The organism is Arthrobacter sp. SO5 (assembly GCF_020532805.1).
Lineage (GTDB): Bacteria > Actinomycetota > Actinomycetes > Actinomycetales > Micrococcaceae > Arthrobacter.
This window is the reverse complement of the sequence record NZ_MQTQ01000065.1, coordinates 115,809-138,733: the sequence shown is the minus strand read 5'-3', so window position 1 is coordinate 138,733 and position 22,925 is coordinate 115,809. Positions and strand designations below refer to the sequence as shown.

Below are 22,925 nucleotides of genomic sequence, written 5' to 3'. Positions count from 1 at the left end.
CCCGTTGCGCTTTGACCGGCCTTGGCGTAAACGACTAGACTAATCGGGCGCGTACTACGTGCGCGCATCGACAATCCACAAAATCAGGATGACCCGGCGGATCACTTGCTGAGACGCCGTATTCTTCGCCTGCATTCCATAATGCGAGCGCAGCGGTTTGCCTGACCGACTTACTATCCACAACGGAGCCCCTACTACATGACCATCACCTCCACCGAGAAGCCCGGTACCCCCGTCGTCGCGATTAACGACATCGGTAACGCTGAGGACTTCCTCGCAGCAGTCGACGCCACCATCAAGTACTTCAACGACGGAGATCTCGTCGAAGGTACCGTCGTCAAGGTCGACCGCGACGAAGTTCTGCTCGACATCGGTTACAAGACCGAAGGTGTCATTCCCTCCCGCGAGCTGTCCATCAAGCACGACGTTGATCCCTCGGAAGTTGTTTCCGTTGGCGATCTGGTCGAGGCCCTGGTGCTCACCAAGGAAGACAAAGAAGGCCGCCTGATCCTCTCCAAGAAGCGTGCTCAGTACGAGCGCGCCTGGGGCGACATCGAGAAGGTCAAGGAAGAAGACGGCGTCGTCACCGGTACCGTCATCGAGGTTGTCAAGGGTGGTCTTATCCTCGACATCGGTCTGCGCGGCTTCCTGCCCGCATCCCTCGTCGAGATGCGCCGTGTGCGCGACCTCGCTCCGTACATCGGTCAGAAGATCGAAGCCAAGATCATCGAGCTGGACAAGAACCGCAACAACGTTGTGCTGTCCCGCCGTGCATGGCTCGAGCAGACCCAGTCCGAGGTCCGCTCCACGTTCCTCAACAAGCTGGAAAAGGGCCAGGTCCGTCCCGGCGTCGTTTCCTCCATCGTCAACTTCGGTGCCTTCGTGGACCTGGGCGGCGTAGACGGCCTCGTTCACGTTTCCGAGCTGTCCTGGAAGCACATCGACCACCCGTCCGAGGTTGTCGAAGTTGGCCAGGAAGTCACCGTCGAGGTTCTCGAGGTTGACCTGGACCGCGAGCGCGTCTCCCTGTCGCTCAAGGCTACGCAGGAAGATCCGTGGCAGACCTTCGCCCGCACCCACGCCCTCGGGCAGGTTGTACCGGGTAAGGTCACCAAGCTGGTTCCGTTCGGCGCGTTCGTTCGCGTTGAGGACGGCATCGAAGGCCTGGTCCACATCTCCGAGCTCGCCGTGCGCCACGTTGAGCTGGCCGAGCAGGTTGTCTCCGTTGGCGACGAGCTGTTCGTCAAGGTCATCGACATCGACCTCGAGCGCCGCCGCATCTCGCTGTCCCTCAAGCAGGCCAACGAGGGCGTCGACGCCGAGTCCACCGAATTCGATCCGGCTCTCTACGGCATGGCCGCAGAGTACGACGAAGAGGGCAACTACAAGTACCCGGAGGGCTTCGATCCGGAGTCCAACGAGTGGCTTGAAGGCTACGAGACGCAGCGCGCCGCCTGGGAGCAGCAGTACGCTGATGCCCAGACCCGCTGGGAAGCCCACAAGAAGCAGGTTGCCCAGCACGCTGCCGACGACGCTGCAGCTGCAACGTCCGGCGAGAGCGACTCCGGCACCACCAGCTACTCCTCCGAGCCGGCTGCAGCCGAGTCCAACACCGGTGGCGGCACGCTCGCTTCCGACGAGGCTCTTGCAGCACTGCGCGAGAAGCTGACCGGCAACTAATTGCCCCTGGTTCCGGGGAGTCCGCTCCCTGGGTCCTGGCAGTTGGTAGCTTGAAGTAGCACCGTGAAGGTGGCCGTCCCTGCGGGGGCGGCCACCTTTCGTTTTTGGGACATGCCCCGCGGGCGCCCATCGCCACGGGACATGCCCACTGGTGGCTTCACAGGGGGGACATGCCCATTGGTGGCCGCCCAGCCCCGGGGACATGTCCAGTCCTTGCCGCGGCAACTGGACATATGGGCACTATGTCCAACCTTGGGCCCGAGGGCGGGGCATGTCCGGGGCTCCACGTGCATCCGCACAGCGCCGGGGGAGCATGCCCAGCCCTGGCCCCGCCAAAGGGACATGTAACCACTATGTTCATTTGCCTGCCCGCCTGGAGACTATGTCCGGCGGCACGTGGGGGCGTTCGACGTCGGCCGGCTGCTACTCCGGGAATTGACCAGTGGAATCCTTGACCCCGACGCAGTGTCACACTCAGACTGGGCGGTTTGGTTGGACGGAACGCAGGAGAGGGAGCAACATGGTCGAGACTCCGCGAAGTCCTCGAGCGACAGAGCCAGCAGATACCGGGCCCTGGCCGAGGGGGATCAGTGCCATCACCTTGTGTGTTGAGAATCTGTCCGACGCTAAGCGGTTCTACCACGAAGTGTTCGGTCTGCCCGTGGCGTTCGAGGACGACGTCTCGGCCGTGTTCAAGTTTGAGAACACCCTAATTAACCTGTTGAAATACTCGGAGGCTCCGGAACTCGTCGGGCCCGCCAGAGTGGCATCCCCCGAGGCAGGTGCTCGTATGCAGTTCACCGTAGACGTCGACGACGTCGACGCAATGTGCGCTGAATTGGCGAGCCGCGGCGTCGAGCTCCTGAACGGCCCGGTGGACCGGCCGTGGGGGAATCCGAACGGCCAGTTTCCGCGATCCTGGCGGCCACATTTGGGAAATCGCGGCCGCCGGCAGTTAGCCAAGCGTGGGACATGTCCAGTCCTGGACCCGGGCAGTGGGCAGGATGGGAAAATGTCCAGTGGTCGCAGCCAGGGCTGGGCATGTCCAGTGGCCGGCTAGCCAAGCGTGGGACATGTCCAGTCCTGGACCCGGGCAGTGGGCAGGATGGGAATATGTCCAGCGGTCGCAGCCACGACTGGGCATGTCCGGTGGCGGCCGTCAGCGCAGCGGGATCCTGGCCTTGACCGGAACGGCGGCATCACCGGAGGCCTGGCCCTCGTCGAGCATGGCCCCGGCTGAGCGCAGGAGGATCAGCGCCGCGGTGTTCCCGGCCGTTGTGTCGGCTTCCAGCACTGCAGCCCCGGACGCGGCGGCCCGGCCGATCACAAGGCGAAGGGCCTCCCGGGCGATTCCCCGGCCGCGGAAGCTGCGGCCCAGCCAGATTCCGGTTTCCAGGGTGCCTTCGCCGGTCCGCTTGAGCCGGATGGACCCGGCAAGGTCGCCGTCGCAGCTGATCGCCCAGCTTTTCTGCTGCGCGGGCCCGTCGAGTCCCGCCGCGGCGTGGTGGTATTCGCGGAACCAGCTGATCCGCTCCGAATTCCAGCCGGCGGCGCTGCCCAGCGGAGGCGTCACCTCGTCGGCGTCGGCGTCCTGGATCGCGAGGGTCAGGAGCTGCTCCAGGACCGCTTCGGAGACGTCGACGAGCCGGACCGGGGCCGGTGACGGCTCAGTTGATGCGAACATCGGTCCACTCCGTTTCTCCGCGCACCAGCACGGCGCTTCCGGCTGACAGGGCGGCGAGCCGTTCACCCGCCTCAAGCAGGCTAGCGGGATCGTCCGGTAGCGCAAGCCTGAGAACAGTAGTCTGCTCCCCGTAGCTGGTTTCGGCCATGACGTACCCCGCGGCCCGCAGGTCATTTTCCAGCCGGCCCGCAGCAGTGTGCGGCACCGGAACAGCGCAGAGCCGCAGCCGGCGCCGCTGCACCAGCGGGGCACGGTCCAGGGCTCCGGCGACGGATTCGGAGTAGGCCCGGACCAGCCCGCCCGCGCCCAGCAGGATCCCGCCGAAGTAGCGGACGACGACGGCGCTCACGTCGCTCAGGTCCGTCACCCCGGGCGCCGTCTCGCGCTTCAGGAGAGCTTCGAGCATTGGGATGCCCGCCGTACCCGACGGTTCGCCGTCGTCGTTGGAGCGCTGCACGGCGCGGTCGGGCCCGAGCACAAAAGCGGAACAATGGTGCCGCGCGTCGTGGAATTCCTTGCGCAGGCCTGCGAGCGCCGACCGGGCGCTGTCCTCGTCGCCGGCGCGGTGCAGGACGGTGATGAACCGGGAGCGCTTGACCTCGATCTCGCGGCGGAACGCCGGCCCGGCGGCAAGAGTCGTATAAACGGTGGCCCTGCTTTCCGGGGTATCCGCGTCGTCTGCCACCGGATCAGTTTAGTCTGGTGGGGTGCTGAAGATCGGGTTGACGGGCGGCATCGCCTCGGGGAAGTCAGTGGCCGCTGCGCGCCTGCGCGAACTGGGCGCGGTGGTGGTCGACGCCGACGCGCTGGCCCGCGCGGTGGTGGAGCCCGGCACGCCGGGACTGGCCAGGGTGGTGGACGCGTTCAGCTCGTCGGTCCTGATGCCCGACGGCGGCCTGGACCGGCCCCGCCTCGGAGCCCTGGTCTTCGGCAATCCGGAACGGCTGGCCGTACTCAACGGCATCATCCATCCCCTCGTCCGGGAGCGCGCTGCCGCACTGGCCGCCGGCGCCCCGAAGGGCGCGGTGGTGGTCCAGGACATCCCGCTGCTGGTCGAGACCGGCCAGGGCGCAAACTTCCACCTGGTGGTGGTGGTGGACGCCCCGGATGGTGTCCGCGTGCTGCGGATGGTGCAGCACCGGCACATGAGCGAGGATGACGCCCGGGCCAGGATGGCCGCCCAAGCCAGCCGGGAGGGCCGCTTGGCTGCGGCCGACGTGGTCCTGGAGAACTCCGGTGCAAAGGAGGAACTCCGGGATGCGGTGGACCGGCTGTGGCACTTCCGGCTGGCGCCGTTCGCGGCGAACCTGGCCAGGCGCCGTGTTGCCCCGCGCACGGACGGCCCCGTGCTTACTGCCGCAGATCCGGGCTGGCCCGCGCAGGCGGAACGGCTGATGGCGCGCCTGCGGGCCGCCGCTCCGCAGGACATCCTGACGCTGGACCATGTCGGCTCCACCGCCGTCCCCGGGCTCGCTGCCAAGGACGTGCTGGACCTGCAGCTGGGTGTCCGGGACCTGGCTGCCGCGGACCGGATCGCGCCGCTGCTGGCCGAGGCCGGGTACCCGCTCTGGCCCGGCGTCTTCTCGGACAACCCCAGGCCCTCCCATCCGGACCCGGCCGACTGGGGCAAACGGCTGCACGGCAACGCTGATCCCGGCCGGGCGGTCAACCTCCACGTACGCGCCGCGGGGTCGCCCGGCTGGCGTTTCGCGCTGTGCTTCCGGGACTGGCTGCGCGAGGACGAGGCCGCGCGGGCAGACTACCTGGCCGAGAAGCGCCGGGCCGCCACGCTGCACGGGGTGGACAAATCCACGGCCGGCTACGCCGCCGACAAGGAGGGCTGGTTCACCGGCTATGCCGCCCCCCGCATGGACGCCTGGGCGCAGCGCACCGGCTGGCAGCCGCCGCTCTAGACCGGCGGCGGCTCCGATTCCGGCCCCCGGGCATGCTGCGGCTCCGATTCCGGCCCCCGGCGCGGGTGAGGCTGGTGCCCAAAGCTGAAACGTGACTTCCTGTCGGTGCCCGGCGGTAGATTAGGGGTATGAGTCTTGCGCAGCAGATTAACCGTGTCGTGGCGCCCTTCGAGGTCATCAGCGAGTTCCAGCCGGCGGGGGACCAGCCCGCCGCCATCGCTGAACTGACCGAGCGCATCAAGAACGGCGAGAAGGATGTGGTACTGCTCGGCGCCACCGGTACGGGCAAGAGCGCGACGACGGCCTGGCTGATCGAGCAGGTCCAGCGGCCCACCCTCGTGATGGTGCAGAACAAGACCCTCGCAGCGCAGCTCGTCAACGAATTCCGCGAGCTGCTGCCCAACAACGCCGTCGAGTACTTCGTCTCGTACTACGACTACTACCAGCCCGAAGCCTATGTGGCGCAGACGGACACGTTCATCGAAAAGGACTCCTCGGTCAACGAGGAAGTGGAACGGCTCCGGCACTCCGCCACCAACGCACTGCTGACCCGCCGGGACGTGATCGTCGTCGCCACAGTCTCGTGCATCTACGGCCTGGGCACGCCGGAAGAATACATCGCCGGCATGGTGACCCTGCGCAAGGGCGCCCAGATGAACCGCGATGACCTGCTCCGGAAATTCGTGTCCATGCAGTACGCCCGCAACGACATGGACTTCCACCGCGGCACGTTCCGGGTCCGCGGCGATACCGTGGAAATCATCCCGATGTATGAAGAGCTGGCGATCCGGGTCGAGTTCTTCGGCGACGAGATCGAGAACATCTACACCCTGCACCCGCTCACCGGGGAGATCATCCGGGATGAGACCGAGATGTACGTCTTCCCCGCCTCGCACTACGTCGCCGGTCCGGAACGCATGGGCCGGGCCATCAAGCGGATCGAGGACGAGCTGGCTGAGCGGCTCCAGGTCCTGGAGAGCCAGAACAAGCTCGTGGAGTCCCAGCGGCTCCGGATGCGCACCACCTATGACCTGGAGATGATGCAGCAGATGGGGTTCTGCAACGGCATCGAGAACTACTCCGGGCACATCGACGGCCGCGCCCGCGGCACTGCCCCGCACTGCCTCATCGACTACTTCCCGGACGACTTCCTCCTGGTCATTGATGAGTCCCACGTCACCGTGCCGCAGATCGGCGCCATGTACGAGGGCGACATGTCCCGCAAGCGGAACCTCGTGGACCACGGCTTCCGGCTGCCCTCGGCGATGGACAACCGCCCGCTCAAGTGGGACGAATTCCAGCAGCGCGTGGGCCAGACGGTGTATCTGTCCGCCACGCCGGGCAAGTTCGAGCTCGGCAAGGCCGACGGCTTTGTCCAGCAGATCATCCGGCCCACCGGCCTGATCGATCCTGAAATCGTGGTCAAGCCCACCAAGGGCCAGATTGATGACCTGCTGGGCGAAATCAAGATCCGCACCGGCAGGAACGAGCGCGTCCTGGTCACCACCCTGACCAAGCGGATGGCCGAGGACCTCACCGACTACCTGCTGGGACACGGGGTGAAGGTGGAGTACCTGCACTCGGACGTGGACACCCTGCGCCGGGTTGAGCTGCTCCGCGAACTCCGGATGGGCGTCTTCGACGTGCTGGTGGGCATCAACCTGCTCCGCGAAGGCCTGGACCTTCCGGAGGTGTCGCTGGTCAGCATCCTGGACGCGGACAAGGAAGGCTTCCTGCGCTCGGCGACCTCGCTGATCCAGACCGTCGGCCGTGCCGCGCGAAACGTCTCCGGCGAGGTCCACATGTACGCTGACCGCATCACGGACTCGATGGCGAAGGCCATCGATGAGACCAACCGGCGCCGCGAGATCCAGGTGGCGTACAACACCGAGCACGGCATCGACCCGCAGCCGCTGCGGAAGAAAATCGCCGACATCACCGACCAGATCGCCAAGGAGGACGCGGACACGCGCGAACTCCTGGCCGCCGCAGGCAAGGCCCGCGGCAAGGGCAAGGGCGCGTCCAAGGTCCGGGCGGACGGGCTCGCCGCCGCGCCGGCCGAGGACCTCGTGGGCCTGATCGAACAGCTCACGGAGCAGATGCACGCCGCGGCAGGGGAGCTGCAGTTCGAACTCGCGGCGCGGCTCCGCGACGAGGTCGGGGAGCTCAAGAAGGAGCTGCGCCAGATGCAGGCCGCGGGACACGCCTAGGGTAAGGTGGTGCGGACGTAGGGGAGTATCCCAAGCGCTACGATCGTCAACACGCACGGCACAGATGCCCTGCCGGGCGTAGCGGGCAGCCAGCCAGTACCAGGTGCACAGCACCGGACATGCAGGGCAGTCGGAGAGACTTACACCACTCAGCTGTACCCTGCGAAAGGCTTCTTCGTGCCCGAACTTCCCGTCTGGTTTGAGATCGGCTCCTTTGCCGTCCTCGGCGTCATCCTCGCCATCGACCTGCTGCTGGTCCTCAAACGTCCGCACGAGCCCTCCATGAAGGAAGCCGGCCTGTGGGTGTCGTTCTACGTCGCCCTCGCGCTCGTCTTTGCCGGAGCCATGTTCGCCTTCACGGGCCCCGAGTACGGCGGGCAGTTCATTGCCGGCTGGGTCACGGAATACAGCCTCAGCATCGACAACCTGTTCGTCTTCATCATCATCATGGCCCGCTTCTCGGTACCGCGTAAGTACCAGCAGGAAGTGCTCATGGTGGGCATCATCATCGCGCTGATCCTGCGCGGCATCTTCATCCTCCTCGGCGCGGTGGTGATCGAACAGTTCAGTTGGGTCTTCTACGTCTTCGGCGTCTTCCTGCTGTGGACCGCGTGGAAGCAGGCCCAGGACGAGGGCGAAGACGAGGAAGACAAGGAAAACCCGCTGATCGCCCAGATCCGCAAGGTCCTGCCGATGTCGGAGAAGTTCGACGGCGGCAAGCTCCGCACGGTCGTGGACGGCAAGAAGGTCTTCACCCCCATGCTGATCGTCTTCGTGACCATCGGCCTCACGGACCTGCTCTTCGCGGTGGACTCCATCCCCGCCATCTTCGGCCTGACCCAGAGCGCCTTCATCGTCTTTACAGCCAACATCTTCGCGTTGATGGGCCTGCGTCAGCTGTACTTCCTGCTCGGCGGCCTGATGACCCGCCTCATCTACCTGAAGCACGCGCTCTCCGTGATCCTCGCGTTCATCGGCGTGAAGCTGATCCTGCACGCCATGCACGTCAACGAACTGCCCTTCATCAACGGCGGCCAGCACATTGAATGGGCCCCGGAGATCCCCACCTACGTTTCGCTCGGGGTCATCATCGGCACCATCGTCGTGGCCGTCATTGCGAGCCTGATCAGCTCCAGGGCCTCGAAGTCGAATCTAGACTCCCGCCTCGAAGAAGACTCCCACAAGAGCCTGAGCGACGCGGAGTAGCCTCACGGTTCGGCTAAGCTCGGACCGTGAAAAGCTCTAGCCTGACAGCTGCAGAGGGTACGGCGCTGGACCCGCAACGGGTGCAGCGCCGTACCGTTTGGGTCCTCAGTACTGCACAGCTCCTCAGCGGGGTGGGCAGCGGCGCCAGCCTGTCCGTCGGGTCCCTGCTGGCCGTCCAGCTCTCCGGCTCGAACGCCTGGGCCGGATCGGTCACCACCACCATGACCCTCGGCGCGGCGGCAGCCGCCCTGCCCCTCGCCGGGCTGGCCGGACGACGCGGCCGGCGGGCCTCCCTTGTGACGGGCCTGCTCGCCGCCATGACCGGGGCACTGCTGGTGATCGTCTCCACCGTGACGGGGAGCTTCCCGGTCCTGCTGCTGGCCGCGGCCCTGCTGGGGCTCGGCACGGCCGCCAACCTGCAGGCACGTTTCGCGGCCGTCGACCTCGCCGAGCCGGAACGCCGCGGCCGCGCCCTGGCAATCGTGGTCTGGGCCGTGACCATCGGCGCCGTCGCCGGACCCAACTTGATCCGGCCCGGCGCGCTCGTGGGGGAGGCCCTGGGCCTGCCGGCACTGGCCGGGCCTTTCGTGTTTTCGACGGCGGGGCTGGCGCTGGCCGCGCTGCTGCTGCTCATCGGTTTGCGGCCGGATCCGCTGCTGCTCGCCGCCCGGCTCCGTTCCGGCGGCCAGCGGCTCCCCGCCGGCGGCGCGGACAGAGGGACTTCCCAGGCCCGGCGGCGGCATGGCCTCCGTCACGGGCTCCGGGCCATCCGGGCCTCGCCACGGGCAGGGCTGGCCCTCCTCGCTGTCATTGCAGCGCACGGCTGCATGGCCGCCGTGATGTCGATGACGCCCCTGCACCTGCAATTGCTGACGGAGGGACCCCTGGCGGACATGCCGGCCGGCCACGCGCACGCTGCCAGCACCGACGTCCTGGTCCTGATCGGCTTCACTATCTCCCTGCACATCGCGGGGATGTACGCCCTCTCCCCGGTCATGGGCTGGCTGACGGACAAGACGGGCCGGCTCCCGGTAATTCTGCTGGGCCACGGCCTGATCCTGCTCGCGGTCGTCGTGGCCGGCTTCGGCCAGGCCCAACCGGCTCTGGTGACTGTTGGCCTGGTGCTGCTCGGACTGGGCTGGTCCGCGGCGACCATCGCCGGTTCCACCCTGCTGGCCGAAAGCGTCGGCACCGATGACCGTGTCCTCGTCCAGGGTGTGTCGGACACCATGATGGGCGTCGCCGGCGCGGTCGGCGCAGGATTCTCCGGGCTGGTGATGAGCGGCGTCGGCTACCAGGGCCTCAACCTCGCGGCGGCCGCCGTCGCCTCCGTCGTGTTCGTCGTCGCGCTCCTCGCGGCCGTGCGTGACCGCAGTCTGGCGACTTCGGAGTTAGCGGTAAGGGACTAACTCCGCGGCGGCAGCGGCCGCGGCTCAGTCCCTGACGGAGCGTGTCATGCCCAGCAGCCGGGCAAAAATCCCCTCGCCGTCGTCCGCGATGCCGTCGTGGTGGAAGTCCGCGGATTCCCAGACCTGCAGGCCCCGGACCGCGGCCGCGGTTTCCAGCGACAGTTCGCGGTCCACGTAGATGTCATGGCTGTAGACGGCGGCGGCCACCGGAACGCTGTTGCGGGCGAGCCGTTCCCGGTTGTAGAGCGGGGTCCAGTCGTTCTTCTCTGCCAGCAACTGCGCCACGGTCCGCAGCGGGCGGAGCGCAGGATCCTGGTCGAAGTACCAGGGGTAGACCATTTCCCCGGTCAGCAGTGGCTCGGGGGCGTCGGGCCGGAACTCCGGGAAGTCCTGAAGTACCCGCCACGCGGCCCAGTCCGTGGCCTCGCCCTGCCCGTAGATCGATTCGTGCATGAGCGCGTAGAGCGGGTTCGCGGAGCGGGAGACAAGCCCGCGGACCTGCTCGAGGAAGGCATCCGAGAGCCGGTCGCCGGCAGGAGTGCCGACGAAGGCGTCCTCAAGCAGGTGGTGCAGGGCATCGACCCGGGTGTTGCCGCCCAGGAAGGATCCGACCATTTGGAAACGTTCCACGGTGAGCCGTTCGCCGTCGGGCAGGAACTCCTCGGTGTCCCTCAGGTGCCGGGCAATCCGGGTGACGGCCTCACGGTCCTCCGGGTACCGGTCGAAATACTCGGCATTCCGCGCGGCGACGCGCCGGAAGGTGGCCCGGTACACCCGGTCCGCCGGGCCGGCCAGCGGGGCGAGGCCGCCTGTGACGAGTACCTCGCGCAGGCCCCCAGGGGCGAAGGAGAGATAGCTGAGGGCGCAGAAGCCGCCGTAGCTCTGGCCGTAGATGGTCCAGGGGCCAGAGCCCAGGGCGTGCCGGATGGCTTCGGCGTCGGCGACGATCGAGTCGGCCCGGAAATGGGACAGGTACCGGACCTGGTCGGCCTCGTTTCCGCGCAGCGGCAGGGTGTTGCGGTCGATCGGTGCGGACAGCCCGGTGCCGCGCTGGTCCAGCATCAGGATGCGGAAGTCCTTGGCCGCGGCCTTGCTCCAGCCGCCGAGGGCGGGCAGCCGGTTGCCGCGCCCGCCGGGGCCGCCCTGCAGGTAAAGGAGCCAGGGGAGCCCGGCGGCCTGCTTCGCGGTGTGGTCGGTGGAAACGTACTCGCGGGCGAACACGGTGATCGTCTCGCCGCCGGGTCCATCCTCGCTGAAGTGGTCCAGGGGCACTTCAAAGCAGTGTTCGGCGGTGCGCATGCCGCGGTACTCGTGCCGTGCCCTGATGGTGTGGGGGACCCCCGCCGCAGCCTCCAGCAAGTCCCGGGCGCCGGGACCGGCCGCCGGCTGCTCAGCCACGGGACTGGGCCTTCCGGGCGGAGCCGAAGGCTTCCAAAGCCTCGCCGGCGAGACGGAAGGTTGACCACTCCGCCATCGGGGCGGCGCCGAGCCTCTTGTAGAAGTTGATGGAGGGTTCGTTCCAGTCCAGGACGCTCCATTCCACCCGGGCATAGCCGCGTTCGACGGCGGTCGCGGCGAGGTGCTGCAGGAGCGCCTTGCCGTGGCCTTCGCCGCGGGAACCGGGCGTGACGTACAGGTCCTCGAGGTAGATGCCGTGGACGCCCTCCCACGTGGAGTAGTTCAGGAACCACAGCGCGAAACCCTGGACCTCCCCGTCGTCGGTCTCGGCCATGGTGGCGAAGACGCGGGGATTCTCGCCGAACAGCGCCGCCGTCAGCAGCTCCGGGGTATTCCGGACGGCGTCGGGTTCTTTCTCATACACGGCGAGATCGTGGATCATCTGCAGGATTGCGGGGACATCGTTCGCCGTCGCGGGCCGGATTACACTCATTGTCCGAGTTTACAAGCGGCTACAGCCGGTTGACGTCCGTCACGCGGACCACCGCCGTGCCGGTCTCGTCAGAGGCCCCAAGGTCCACCTCGGCCGAGATGCCCCAGTCGTGGTTGCCGGCCGCGTCCTCGAAGATCTGCCGGACCTTCCACACCCCGGGCTCCTCCGTGATGATCAGCAGACCCGGGCCGCGGGCGTCGGCGCCGGTGCCGATGTCGTCGTGTTCGTCGAAGTAGTCATCCAGCGCGTCCTCCCAGCGCTCGGCGTCCCAGCCGGACGCGCCGTCGAGTTCGCCGAGGGCGGCGGCGTCCTCGTCCGCGAACAGTTCCACGCGGCGGAACATCTCGTTGCGCACCATCACCCGGAACGCGCGGACGTTGGAGGTCAGCGACGGCGGCGGGGGCGGCGGCGCGTCGTGCGGCGTCGGCGCAGCGCCGGAGGTGAGCTCTTCCCACTCGTCGAGCAGGCTCGAGTCGACCTGGCGGACCAGTTCGCCGAGCCAGGCGATGAGGTCCTCGAGGTCCTCGCGGAGGGCGTCCTGGGGGACGGTCTGGCGCAGCGCCTTGAAGCCGTCCGCAAGGTAGCGCAGCACGATCCCCTCGGAGCGGGCCAGGCCGTAAAACTGCACAAATTCGCCGAAGTTCATGGCGCGCTCGTACATGTCCCGGATCACGGACTTGGGCGCGAGCTCAAAGTCGCCGATCCACGGGGCGGCTTTGCGGTAGACCTCAAAGGCCTCGCCGAGGATTTCAGCGAGCGGCTGCGGGTACGTGACGTCCTCGAGCATGGCCATGCGCTGGTCGTACTCGATGCCGTCGGACTTCATCGCGGCGATCGCCTCGCCGCGGGCCTTCTTCTGCTGCGCGGAGAGGATCTGCCGCGGCTTCTCCAGCGTCGACTCGATCACCGACACAACGTCGAGGGCGTACGACGGCGCCTCCGGGTCCAGGAGTTCCAGCGCCGCGAGGGCGAACGGGGACAGCGGCTGGTTCAGGGCGAAGTTGGGCTGCAGATGGACCGTCAGCCGGACGGTGCGTCCGTCCCGGCGCTGCTCCTGAAGCGGGATCCGCTCCACGACGCCGGCGGCCAGGAGTTCCCGGTAGATGCCGAGCGCCTTCTTCATAAGCTGCAGTTGGGAGGAGCGCGGCTCGTGGTTCTCGGTGAGCAGCCGGCGTGCGGCTGTGAACGGGTCGCCCGGCCGTTCCATGAGGTTCATCAGCATCGCGTGGGTCACGGCGAAGCTGGACGTCAGCGGGTCCGGGACGGACTCCACGAGGCGCTTGTAGGTCGGCTCGCCCCACGACACAAAGCCCTCGGGCGGCTTCTTCTTGACCACCTGGCGCAGCTTTTTCTGGTCATCGCCGAACTTGGCGGTGGCCTTCGCCATCGCCTTGACGTTTTCCGTCACGTGCTCCGGCGCCTGCACCACCACGGTCCCGGCCGTGTCGTAGCCAGCGCGGCCGGCACGGCCGGCGATCTGGTGGAACTCGCGGGAGTTCAGCACCCGGGTGCGGACGCCGTCGTACTTGCTCAGCGCCGTGAACAGCACGGTACGGATGGGTACATTGATGCCCACCCCGAGGGTGTCGGTGCCGCAGATGACCTTGAGCAGGCCGGCCTGGGCCAGCTGCTCGACGAGCCGGCGGTATTTGGGCAGCATGCCGGCGTGGTGGACGCCGATGCCGTGCCGGACGAGCCGGTTCAGCGTCTTGCCAAAGCCGGCAGCGAACCGGAAGCCGGCGATCAGCTCCGCGATCTTGTCCTTTTCCTCCCGGGTGCAGACGTTGATGCTCATAAGGTTCTGGGCCCGCTCGATCGCCTCGGCCTGGCTGAAGTGCACGACATAGACCGGGACCTGCTTCGTCGCGAGGAGCTCCTCAAGGGTCTCGTGCACCGGGGTCTGCTCGTAGTAGTAGTGCAGCGGGATGGGGCGTTCCGCCGAGCTGACAGTGGTGGTGGGGCGTCCGGTCAGATCCGTGATCCCCGCCTCGAAGCGGCTGACGTCGCCGAGCGTCGCGGACATCAGCAGGAACTGCGCCTGCGGGAGTTCCAGCAGCGGCACCTGCCACGCCCAGCCGCGCTGCGGGTCGGAGTAGAAGTGGAATTCGTCCATGACAACGGCGCCGAGCTCGGCGGCCGAGCCCTCGCGGAGCGCGGTGTTGGCGAGGATTTCCGCGGTGCAGCAGATGATGGGGGCGTCCTGGTTGACGCCGGAGTCCCCGGTGATCATGCCGACATTCTCGGCGCCGAAAATTTCGCACAGGGCGAAGAACTTCTCGGACACGAGCGCCTTGATGGGCGCGGTGTAGTAGCTGCGCTGGCCGCGGGACATGGCCTGGAAGTGCAGCGCGATCGCGACGAGCGACTTGCCGGAGCCGGTGGGGGTCGCCAGGATGACGTTGGCGCCGGAGGCCAGCTCCATGATGGCTTCGTCCTGGGCGCTGTAGAGGGCCAGCCCGCGGCTCTCGGTCCACTCGACGAAACGGGTGTACAGCTCATCCGGATCAAGGCCGGTCCTGCCTGGGACTCGGGCGGCCGGGGCGGGGAGCTGATCAACGAGTTTCATTACTCTCCAGCTTAGTGGCGGGGGAGCCTCCCTCGGCCCGCCTCCGGCCGGGGTTACGCTTCCGGAGGTGCACGGTCGCCGGAGGCTGGAGGAAGACGTGAAGTGGGATCCTGCTAAATATGTGCAGTTCGGGGACTACCGGGACAGGCCGTTCTTTGACCTGACCGCCCGGATTCGCGCGGACACCCCGCAGCACGTCGTCGATCTCGGCTGCGGGCCCGGCAATCTGACGGCCACCCTCGCGGAACGCTGGCCTACGGCAGAGGTCGTGGGCCTCGATTCTTCGCCGGAAATGCTGGCAGGGTCCGGCGACTACGCGGAACAGTCAGCCAACTTGTCTTTCCGCCTCGCGGACATTGCCGGCTGGATGCCGCCCGGTGCGACCGACGTGGTGGTCACCAACGCGGCCCTGAATGGGTTCCGGGCCACCGGGAAATGCTGCCGCGCTGGCTGGCCGCGCTCAGGCCCGGTGCGTGGTTCGCACTGCAGGTGCCCGGCAACTTCACGTCCCCCTCGCACACCCTGATGCGCGCACTGGCCGAGTCTCCGGACTGGTCCGGCCGGCTGGCCGGCGTGCTGCGCCACGAGAACGCCGTGGGAGAAGCGGCCGACTACCTCAACATCATGCTCGATGCCGGCTGCGATGCCGACGCGTGGGAGACCACCTACCAGCAGCTCCTGCCGGGCGGGAACCCCGTCCTGGAGTGGGTCCGCGGCACGGGACTCAGGCCGGTTCTGGCAGCCCTGACCGCCGGGGAGGCCCGCGAATTTGAAGCAGCATATGCGGCCCGGCTCGCCGGGGCGTATCCTCCCAGCGCGCATGGAACGCTCTTCCCGTTCCGCAGGATCTTTGCCGTCGCACGGAAACGAAGCTAAGCGGTGCGGCGGTCGTCAAAAGCCCGTAACGGCCACCCGGTGCATGTGACAACGGAGCACCCTGTGATCATGGTTACAATGTCGAAGCAGTGCGGGGCGGCCGCCTTGGGATTCCGGCCCCGCGCCCTGGTCCAATGATGGAGGTGCGGTGCTTATTGGCCTGATGAGGCGGTTGCTGTCCGCCCATAAGGGCGCCGTCCTGGCAATCGTGCTCCTGCAGCTCGTGCAGAGCACCGCCACCCTGCTCCTTCCGACGCTGAACGCTGCCATCATTGACGACGGCATCGTCGCCGGCAACACGGGGGAGATCCCGAAACTCGGGTCGTGGATGGCCGGCATCGCCGCGGTCCAGGTCCTCGCCGCCATCGCGGCCGGTTACCTGGGCGCCGTGGTGGCCATGGAGCTGGGCCGCCAGCTGCGCGGGGAGCTCTTCACCAAGGTTCAGGCCATGTCCTCCCAGGAAGTAGGCGACTTCGGCGCGCCAAGCCTGGTCACACGGGCCACCAACGACGTCATACAGATCCAGAGCCTCGCCGTCCTCGTTTTCACCATGCTGATCGCGGCGCCCGTCATCTTCATCGGCGGCATTGCGCTGGCCGTCCAACAGGACGTCGTCCTGGCCGGCATCGTGGTCGCGGTGGTGCCCGTTCTGGCGGGCATCATGGCAGTGATCGTGCGCCGGCTCATTCCGCTCTACCGGCAGGGACAGTGGCTCATCGACCGGATCAGCAGGGTGCTGCGGGAACAGATCATGGGCGCCAGCGTGATCCGCGGCTACGTCCGGCAGGGCCACGAGATCCGCCGCTTTGACACGGCCAACAAGGAGCTCACCCGGAACAATCTGCACTCGGCGCTCCTGGTCGCGGGCATGATGCCCATGATCATGCTGGTGGTCAACTTGTCCTCCGTAGGCGTCGTCTGGTTCGGCGGACACCGGATCCAGTCCGGCGAAATGCGCCTCGGAGCGCTCACGGCCTTCATCGCCTACATTCTGCAGATCCTGATTGCCATCATGATGGCAATGTACGTGTTCATGACGGCCCCGCGCGCGGCCGCGTGCGCCGAACGGATCCAGGCGGTGCTGGACACGGCGCCTGCTATCACCGACGGCCCGGGTTCGGCGGAACCCGGCACGGACGACGCCGAAGCCGGACAGGGTGCCGCTGGCCCCGCCGGCGGCACGGTGGAGTTCCGCGAGGTCACCTTCGCCTATCCCGGCGCCGAAGCGCCGGTGCTTGATGGCGTGAGCTTCACGGCCGTGCCGGGGACGACGACGGCGATCATCGGCGCCACCGGCAGCGGCAAGACGACCCTGCTGAACCTCCTGCCCCGCTTCCTGGACGCCACCGGGGGCGAGATCCGCATCGGCGGCCGCAGCGTCCGCCAGCTACCGCTGGCTCGGCTCCGCGGCCTGATCGCCCTCGTACCCCAGCATTCCCACCTGTTCTCCGGGACCCTTGCGGAGAACCTGAGAATGGGGGCACCGGAGGCCACGGACGCGGAACTGTGGCACATGCTCGAAACCGCCCAGGCCGGAGAGTTCGTCCGTGATCTGCCGCAGGGGCTGCAATCGCCCGTGAGCCAGGGCGGGACCAATTTCTCCGGCGGCCAGCGGCAGCGGCTGTGCATCGCCCGCGCACTTCTCCGGAAGGCGCCCGTCTACCTGTTTGACGACAGCTACTCCGCGCTGGACTACGGCACCGACCGCCGGCTGCGGGAGGCCGTCGCGCCGCTGCTGCGCTCGGCGACTGTCCTGATCGTGGCCGAACGTGTGTCCACGATCGTGGACGCCGCCCTGATCCTGGTGCTGGACAAGGGCCGCCTCGCGGCCCAGGGCACGCATGCGGAACTGATGGAATCCTCCCCGGTTTACCGGGAGATTGCCGCTTCCCAGCTCGTCCTGGAGGACACGCTGTGAGCCGGGAACCGGCCCTCGAAGCCGGGACCACGGCGCCGGAGAGCGTTGACGCACGGGTTCGGGGGGTGTCCCCGGGAGAAGCGCACGGTTCGGCACCCGGCACCGGCGACGGCCGGGCAGAGGGCACCGGCGCCGGCCGGACACAGGGGACCGGCGACGGACGGACACAGGGGACCGGCCCCGACGGGCCCGCAACGGCGGGGGCCGACCCGTCACGGTGGCGTACCACCGGCCGGCTGCTTGGGCTGCTGCGGCCCTCGGCGTGGCGGATGGCCGGCGTCATGGCCGCCACGTGCGCCTTCGTCGCCCTCAATATCGCCGCCCCCAAGGTGCTGGGCGACGCCACGGACGTCGTCGTCAACGGCGTTCTGGGCGGCAGCTTCGAGGACGCGAAGCTGGCGGCGCTCCTGGCCGCCGTGTCGCTGATGTACGTCGGAGCCTCGCTCTTCAGCTGGATCCAGGGTGCCCTGACGGCGACCGCGGTGCAGCGCCTCAGCTACGGCCTCCGCGCCGCCGTCGAGGAGAAACTGCACGTGCTGCCGTCGAGCCACTTCGACGAACAGCACCGCGGTGAGGTCCTCAGCCGCGCCACCAACGACGTCGACAACATCTCCCAGGCGCTCAACCAGCTGGTCAACCAGCTGATCTTGTCCCTCCTGATGCTCTCCGGCGCACTCGCGATGATGCTGTGGATCTCACCGGTCCTGGCGGTGATCGCCCTCGTGTCAGTCCCGGTCTCGACCCTCATCACCGTGCTGGTGGCCAGAAAGTCGCAGGCGCACTTCACCGAGCAGTGGGGAAGCACCGGCGAGGTGCACGCGCAGCTGGAGGAATTCATTACCGGCCATGAAGTGATCAAGGCGTTCGGCCAGCAGGACGCGGCAGCTGCCAGTTTCAAGGAGGGCAACGACCGGCTCAGCCGCGCCAGCACCCGGGCCCAGTACACATCCGGCCTCGTGCAGCCGCTGATGGTCTTCGTCGCCAACCTTAACTACATCGCCGTGGCGGTGGTCGGCGCCCTCCAGGTCACGGCCGGGGCCATGACGATCGGCGGCATCCAGGCGTTCCTCCAGTTCAGCCGGCTCTTCAGCCAGCCCATGGGGCAGATCGGCGGCATGCTGAGCCTGATCCAGTCCTGCCTCGTCTCCGCGGGGCGCGTCTTCGCCCTGCTCGACGCCGCGGAGATCCCCCCTGAACAGCCGGGCACGGGTCCGGAGCAGGTGCCCGCGGCATCAGCCACCGACGCTCCGGCGCAGCGCGCGGGTGCGGAGGGCCGGGTCACCTTCGAGCATGCCACGTTCAGCTACGGCCCCGGTACGCCCGCGGTCCGGGACCTGTCTTTCACTGCTGAGCCCGGGCAGACGGTGGCCATCGTCGGCCAGACCGGCGCCGGGAAGACGACCGTGGTCAACCTCCTGCTGCGGTTCTACGAGCTGGATTCCGGCCGCATCACGGTGGACGGGGCGGACATCTCGGACCTGCGCCGTGACCAGCTGAGGTCCATGTTCGGCGCCGTGCCGCAGGATGCCTGGCTCTTCACAGGCAGCATCCGCGACAACATCGAGTACGGCCTCCCCGGCGCCAGCGACGCGGAAATTGTCGCCGCGGCCCGCGCCAGCCACGTGGACCAGTTTGTCCGGGCCCTCCCCGCCGGCTACGCCACGATGCTGGGCAACGACGGCGATACCCTGAGCCGCGGCCAGCGCCAGCTCATCTCGATCGCCAGGGCGCAGCTGGCCGGGCGCAGCATCCTGGTCCTCGACGAGGCCACCAGCTCCGTGGACACCCGCACGGAAGTGCAAATCCGGCTGGCGATGCAGCGGCTCCGGCAGGGCCGGACCAGCTTCGTGATTGCCCACCGCTTGTCCACGGTCCGGGACGCTGATCTAATTCTGGTCATGAACCAAGGACGGATCGTTGAACAGGGGACCCATCAGCAGCTGATGGCCGAGGGCGGGCTCTACACGAAACTGTATGTGGCGCAGTTCGCCGGCCGCGAACAGCCGCAGGGTCCAGGGGAGCCGCACAAGTGAGCCCGGCAGAGTCCGCACTGAACCCTTTCCCGGGTGGCTGGCGGCCCAATCCGGCCAGCTCGGTGCCCCTGTTTGAACAGCTCCGGCTCAACATCATCGAACGCGCCGACGACGGGACCCTGGCACCAGGCACGAGGCTCCCGGCGGTCCGGAGCCTCGCCGCCGAACTGGGCGTCGCGCCGCACACGGTGGCGCGGGCCTACAAGGAACTCGAGGCCGCCGGCGTCGTCCTGACGCGGGGCCGGAACGGGACGGTGGTGTGCGCCCGGGACGCGGCCTGGAGCTCGCTGTCCGGATCCGCGGCCGGCTTCGCCGCCGCGGCGAAAGCCCAGGGCGCGAGCTTCGCCGAAGCCGTCCAGCTCCTCGCCGCCGCGTACGACCGCGAGTAGTGCGCCCTTAACACATGGGGGGCTTGCCGGGGCGCGGGACACAGCGGGGAATGGATCTTCGAAGAAGTTTTCGATTAGCATTGGTAGCGTGCCTAAAGCCGTAGCTGAAGATCCAGCCGTTGATTCCCCCACCGCAGCCGTTCCGCAGAGCGCAGTTCCGATGAGCGCAGCTCCGCCGAGCGCAGTTCCGATGAGTACCGTTCCGGGGAGCCCGGCGAAACCGGGCCGCGCGGTCGAACCCCGTCCGGAGCTAAAGCGTCCGGACATGTCCCGGCTGGTGGTCAAGGGCGCACGCGAACACAACCTCCGCAACGTGGACCTGGACCTGCCGCGCGACTCCATGATCGTCTTCACCGGCCTGTCCGGCTCGGGCAAGTCCTCCTTGGCCTTCGACACGATTTTCGCCGAGGGCCAGCGCCGCTACGTCGAATCGCTCTCCGCCTACGCCCGGCAGTTCCTGGGCCAGGTGGACAAGCCCGACGTCGACTTCATCGAAGGCCTCTCGCCCGCGGTGTCGATCGACCAGAAGTCCACGAGCAAGAACCCGCGCTCCACTGTGGGCACCATCACCGAGATCTACGACTACATGCGCCTCCTGTGGGCCCGCGTCGGCCGCCCGCACTGCCCCGTCTGCGGAGAGCCCGTCGCGAAGCAGACCCCGCAGCAGATCGTGGACCAGTTGCTGGAACTGCCGGAGGGCACCCGCTTCCAGGTCCTGGCCCCCGTGGTCCGCGGCCGCAAGGGCGAATTCGTCGAACTGTTCAAGGAACTCACCGCCAAGGGCTACTCGCGGGCACGGGTGGATGAAAAGCTGGTCCAGCTCAGTGATCCGCCCAAGCTGGGCAAGCAGTTCAAGCACACCATCGAAGTGGTGGTGGACCGCCTAGTGGTCAAGGAGGGCATCAGCCAGCGCCTCACGGATTCGGTGGAAACCGCTCTCGGGCTTGCCGAGGGCAGGGTCCTCGCCGAGTTTGTCGACCTCGAAGCTGACGACCCCGAACGGATCAGGGCCTTCTCGGAACACCTCGCCTGCCCCAACGAGCACCCGCTCGCGATCGACGAGATCGAACCCCGCTCCTTCTCCTTCAACAACCCCTTCGGCGCCTGCTCCGCGTGCAGCGGCATCGGCACGAAGCTGGAAGTCGATGAGGAACTCATCATCCCGAACGGGGAACTCTCCCTCGCGGAAGGCGCCATCGCCCCGTGGTCCCTCGGCACGGCGACGACGGAGTACTGGAACCGGCTGCTCGGCGGCCTCGCCAAGGAACTCGGCTTCTCGATGAAGACCCCGTGGGATAACCTTTCCGAGGACATCCGCCAGACGGTGCTGCACGGCAAAGACCACAAGGTGGTGGTGCAGTACCGCAACCGCTTCGGCCGGGAACGCAAATACAGCACCGGCTTCGAAGGCGTCATCCAGTACGTCCACCGCAAGCACCTCGAAACCGACTCGGACAAGGCCCGGGACCGCTACGAGGAATACATGCGGCAGATTCCCTGCCCGGTCTGCAACGGCGCCCGGCTGAACCCGGCGTCGCTCTCGGTGCTGATCAACGGCAGGAACATTGCCGAGGTCGCCGCCCTGCCCATGCGCGAATGCGCGCATTTCCTCGATAATCTCGTGCTCACGGGCCGCGAGGCGCAGATCGCCAACCAGGTGCTCAAGGAGATCCAGGCCCGGCTGACGTTCCTGCTCGACGTCGGCCTGGAATACCTGAACCTGGAACGGCCCTCCGGCACCCTCTCCGGCGGCGAAGCCCAGCGCATCCGGCTCGCCACCCAGATCGGTTCCGGACTGGTGGGGGTGCTGTACGTCCTGGACGAGCCGTCCATCGGCCTGCACCAGCGGGACAACCGCCGGCTCATCGAAACGCTCACCCGGCTGCGGGACCTCGGCAACACCCTGATCGTGGTCGAACACGATGAGGACACCATCCAGGAAGCCGACTGGGTAGTGGACATCGGGCCCGGCGCCGGCGAACACGGTGGCATGGTGGTGCACTCCGGCTCCTACAAGGAGCTGCTGGAGAACACGGAATCCCTGACCGGCGATTACCTCTCCGGCCGCCGGAAGATCGAGATCCCCAAGAAGCGCCGCAAATACGACAAGAAGCGTGAGCTGAAGGTTGTCGGCGCCAAGGAGAACAACCTCCTGAACGTGGATGCCACCTTCCCGCTGGGCCTCCTCACCGCTGTCACCGGCGTCAGCGGCTCCGGCAAGTCCACGCTGGTCAACGAGATCCTGTACAAGGTGCTGGCCAACAAGCTCAACGGCGCCAAGCAGGTCGCCGGGCGGCACAAATCCATCCAGGGCCTCGAGCACCTCGACAAGGTGGTGCACGTGGACCAGAGCCCCATCGGCCGGACCCCGCGCTCGAACCCCGCAACGTACACGGGCGTCTTCGACAACATCCGCAAGCTTTTCGCCGAGACCACCGAGGCCAAGGTCCGCGGTTACCTGCCGGGCAGGTTCTCGTTCAACGTCAAGGGCGGCCGCTGCGAGGCATGCTCCGGTGACGGCACGCTGAAGATCGAAATGAACTTCCTGCCGGACGTCTACGTGCCCTGCGAGGTCTGCCACGGTGCCCGGTACAACCGGGAAACCCTGGAGGTCCACTACAAGGGCAAGACGATTGCCGATGTGCTGAACATGCCGATTGAGGAAGGCGCGGAGTTCTTCGCGGCGTTCTCACCGATCGCCCGGCACCTGAGCACCCTGGTCGACGTCGGCCTCGGCTATGTCCGGCTTGGCCAGCCCGCTACCACGCTCTCCGGCGGCGAGGCCCAGCGCGTGAAGCTCGCCGCCGAACTGCAGAAGCGCTCCAACGGCCGCAGCATCTACGTGCTGGATGAGCCCACCACGGGCCTGCACTTCGAGGACATCCGCAAGCTGCTCCTGGTCCTCCAGGGCCTCGTGGACAAGGGCAACACCGTCATCACGATCGAGCACAACCTCGACGTCATCAAGAGCGCCGACTGGATCGTCGATCTCGGGCCCGACGGCGGATCCGGCGGCGGCCGGATCGTCGCCTCCGGCACGCCGGAGCAGGTGGCCAAATCGACGGAGAGCCACACGGCGGCCTTCCTCGCCGACATCCTGGCCTGACGCCGGCGGGTGTGCCGGCCTGACGCCGGCGGGGCGATCCGGCG

The 22,925-nt window shown here is 67.5% G+C and carries 15 protein-coding genes and 1 pseudogene; 11 read left to right on the top strand and 5 right to left on the bottom strand.

Features of this window, described 5'->3' with window-relative positions; genetic code table 11:
* The first annotated feature begins 198 nt into the window (after positions 1 to 198).
* Positions 199 to 1,680, top strand: coding sequence for a 30S ribosomal protein S1 (gene rpsA, locus BJG92_RS12465; RefSeq protein WP_232084320.1), 1,482 nt, complete (start codon positions 199 to 201; stop codon positions 1,678 to 1,680).
* 520 nt (positions 1,681 to 2,200) lie between these two features.
* On the top strand, positions 2,201 to 2,740 hold the full coding sequence (locus BJG92_RS18610; RefSeq protein WP_374199790.1) for a VOC family protein: 540 nt from the start codon (positions 2,201 to 2,203) through the stop codon (positions 2,738 to 2,740).
* A gap of 99 nt (positions 2,741 to 2,839) precedes the next feature.
* On the opposite strand, the gene BJG92_RS12460 is transcribed toward BJG92_RS18610, so the two are convergent.
* Both BJG92_RS12460 and BJG92_RS12455 read right to left on the bottom strand, forming a co-directional pair.
* On the bottom strand, positions 2,840 to 3,364 hold the full coding sequence (locus BJG92_RS12460; protein ID WP_232084319.1) for a GNAT family N-acetyltransferase: 525 nt from the start codon (positions 3,362 to 3,364) through the stop codon (positions 2,840 to 2,842).
* Complete coding sequence (locus tag BJG92_RS12455; RefSeq protein WP_232084318.1) at positions 3,348 to 4,049, bottom strand: YigZ family protein; 702 nt, start codon at positions 4,047 to 4,049, stop codon at positions 3,348 to 3,350. Before BJG92_RS12455 ends, BJG92_RS12460 begins: the two co-directional genes overlap by 17 nt.
* 22 nt (positions 4,050 to 4,071) lie before the next feature.
* Here BJG92_RS12455 and coaE point away from each other — a divergent pair, with 22 nt between their 5' ends.
* The 4 genes from coaE (at position 4,072) to BJG92_RS12435 (ending at position 10,102) form a co-directional block, all read left to right on the top strand.
* Positions 4,072 to 5,277 (top strand): dephospho-CoA kinase, encoded by a 1,206-nt coding sequence (gene coaE, locus BJG92_RS12450; protein WP_232084317.1) that lies wholly within the window; start codon positions 4,072 to 4,074, stop codon positions 5,275 to 5,277.
* 128 nt (positions 5,278 to 5,405) lie between these two features.
* Positions 5,406 to 7,487: an excinuclease ABC subunit UvrB gene (gene uvrB, locus BJG92_RS12445; RefSeq protein ID WP_232084316.1), complete on the top strand. Its 2,082-nt coding sequence runs from the start codon at positions 5,406 to 5,408 to the stop codon at positions 7,485 to 7,487.
* 177 nt (positions 7,488 to 7,664) lie between these two features.
* On the top strand, positions 7,665 to 8,693 hold the full coding sequence (locus BJG92_RS12440) for a TerC family protein (RefSeq protein WP_232084315.1): 1,029 nt from the start codon (positions 7,665 to 7,667) through the stop codon (positions 8,691 to 8,693).
* 41 nt (positions 8,694 to 8,734) lie between these two features.
* Positions 8,735 to 10,102 (top strand): MFS transporter, encoded by a 1,368-nt coding sequence (locus BJG92_RS12435; protein ID WP_269461972.1) that lies wholly within the window; start codon positions 8,735 to 8,737, stop codon positions 10,100 to 10,102.
* A 24-nt stretch (positions 10,103 to 10,126) separates the two neighbouring features.
* Here BJG92_RS12435 and BJG92_RS12430 read toward each other — a convergent pair whose 3' ends face one another.
* The 3 genes from BJG92_RS12430 to BJG92_RS12420 form a co-directional block, all read right to left on the bottom strand.
* Positions 10,127 to 11,401 (bottom strand): alpha/beta fold hydrolase, encoded by a 1,275-nt coding sequence (locus BJG92_RS12430; protein WP_232084338.1) that lies wholly within the window; start codon positions 11,399 to 11,401, stop codon positions 10,127 to 10,129.
* Between the two features lie 91 nt (positions 11,402 to 11,492).
* Positions 11,493 to 11,993: a GNAT family N-acetyltransferase gene (locus BJG92_RS12425; RefSeq protein ID WP_232084313.1), complete on the bottom strand. Its 501-nt coding sequence runs from the start codon at positions 11,991 to 11,993 to the stop codon at positions 11,493 to 11,495.
* A gap of 19 nt (positions 11,994 to 12,012) precedes the next feature.
* Complete coding sequence (locus BJG92_RS12420) at positions 12,013 to 14,559, bottom strand: RNA helicase (RefSeq protein ID WP_232084312.1); 2,547 nt, start codon at positions 14,557 to 14,559, stop codon at positions 12,013 to 12,015.
* Between the two features lie 97 nt (positions 14,560 to 14,656).
* Here BJG92_RS12420 and BJG92_RS12415 point away from each other — a divergent pair.
* The 5 genes and pseudogenes from BJG92_RS12415 (at position 14,657) to uvrA (ending at position 22,881) form a co-directional block, all read left to right on the top strand.
* Positions 14,657 to 15,435 (top strand): annotated as a pseudogene (locus BJG92_RS12415) (trans-aconitate 2-methyltransferase).
* A 163-nt stretch (positions 15,436 to 15,598) separates the two neighbouring features.
* Entirely contained in the window at positions 15,599 to 17,353 is a 1,755-nt protein-coding gene (locus BJG92_RS12410; RefSeq protein ID WP_232084337.1) for an ABC transporter ATP-binding protein, read from the top strand.
* 269 nt (positions 17,354 to 17,622) lie between these two features.
* A complete protein-coding gene (locus BJG92_RS12405; protein ID WP_232084336.1) occupies positions 17,623 to 19,386 on the top strand; it encodes an ABC transporter ATP-binding protein in 1,764 nt (587 codons plus the stop codon).
* Complete coding sequence (locus BJG92_RS12400; RefSeq protein WP_232084311.1) at positions 19,383 to 19,775, top strand: GntR family transcriptional regulator; 393 nt, start codon at positions 19,383 to 19,385, stop codon at positions 19,773 to 19,775. The genes BJG92_RS12405 and BJG92_RS12400 overlap by 4 nt, the downstream gene beginning before the upstream one ends.
* Positions 19,776 to 20,040: 265 nt before the next feature.
* The gene (gene uvrA, locus BJG92_RS12395) at positions 20,041 to 22,881 is read left to right on the top strand and encodes an excinuclease ABC subunit UvrA (protein ID WP_232084310.1); all 2,841 of its coding nucleotides are present in this window, start codon (positions 20,041 to 20,043) and stop codon (positions 22,879 to 22,881) included.
* The last annotated feature ends 44 nt before the right edge of the window (positions 22,882 to 22,925 follow it).

What these genes read in the sequence shown, in the direction of transcription:
- rpsA (WP_232084320.1), top strand. Translation starts at nt 199, where the DNA reads ATGACCATCACCTCCACCGAGAAGCCCGGTACCCCCGTCGTCGCGATT.
- BJG92_RS18610 (WP_374199790.1), top strand. Translation starts at nt 2,201, where the DNA reads ATGGTCGAGACTCCGCGAAGTCCTCGAGCGACAGAGCCAGCAGATACC.
- BJG92_RS12460 (WP_232084319.1), bottom strand. Translation starts at nt 3,364, where the DNA reads ATGTTCGCATCAACTGAGCCGTCACCGGCCCCGGTCCGGCTCGTCGAC.
- uvrB (WP_232084316.1), top strand. Translation starts at nt 5,406, where the DNA reads ATGAGTCTTGCGCAGCAGATTAACCGTGTCGTGGCGCCCTTCGAGGTC.
- BJG92_RS12430 (WP_232084338.1), bottom strand. Translation starts at nt 11,401, where the DNA reads ATGCGCACCGCCGAACACTGCTTTGAAGTGCCCCTGGACCACTTCAGC.
- BJG92_RS12425 (WP_232084313.1), bottom strand. Translation starts at nt 11,993, where the DNA reads ATGAGTGTAATCCGGCCCGCGACGGCGAACGATGTCCCCGCAATCCTG.
- BJG92_RS12420 (WP_232084312.1), bottom strand. Translation starts at nt 14,559, where the DNA reads ATGAAACTCGTTGATCAGCTCCCCGCCCCGGCCGCCCGAGTCCCAGGC.
- BJG92_RS12410 (WP_232084337.1), top strand. Translation starts at nt 15,599, where the DNA reads ATGAGGCGGTTGCTGTCCGCCCATAAGGGCGCCGTCCTGGCAATCGTG.
- BJG92_RS12405 (WP_232084336.1), top strand. Translation starts at nt 17,623, where the DNA reads ATGGCCGGCGTCATGGCCGCCACGTGCGCCTTCGTCGCCCTCAATATC.
- uvrA (WP_232084310.1), top strand. Translation starts at nt 20,041, where the DNA reads ATGTCCCGGCTGGTGGTCAAGGGCGCACGCGAACACAACCTCCGCAAC.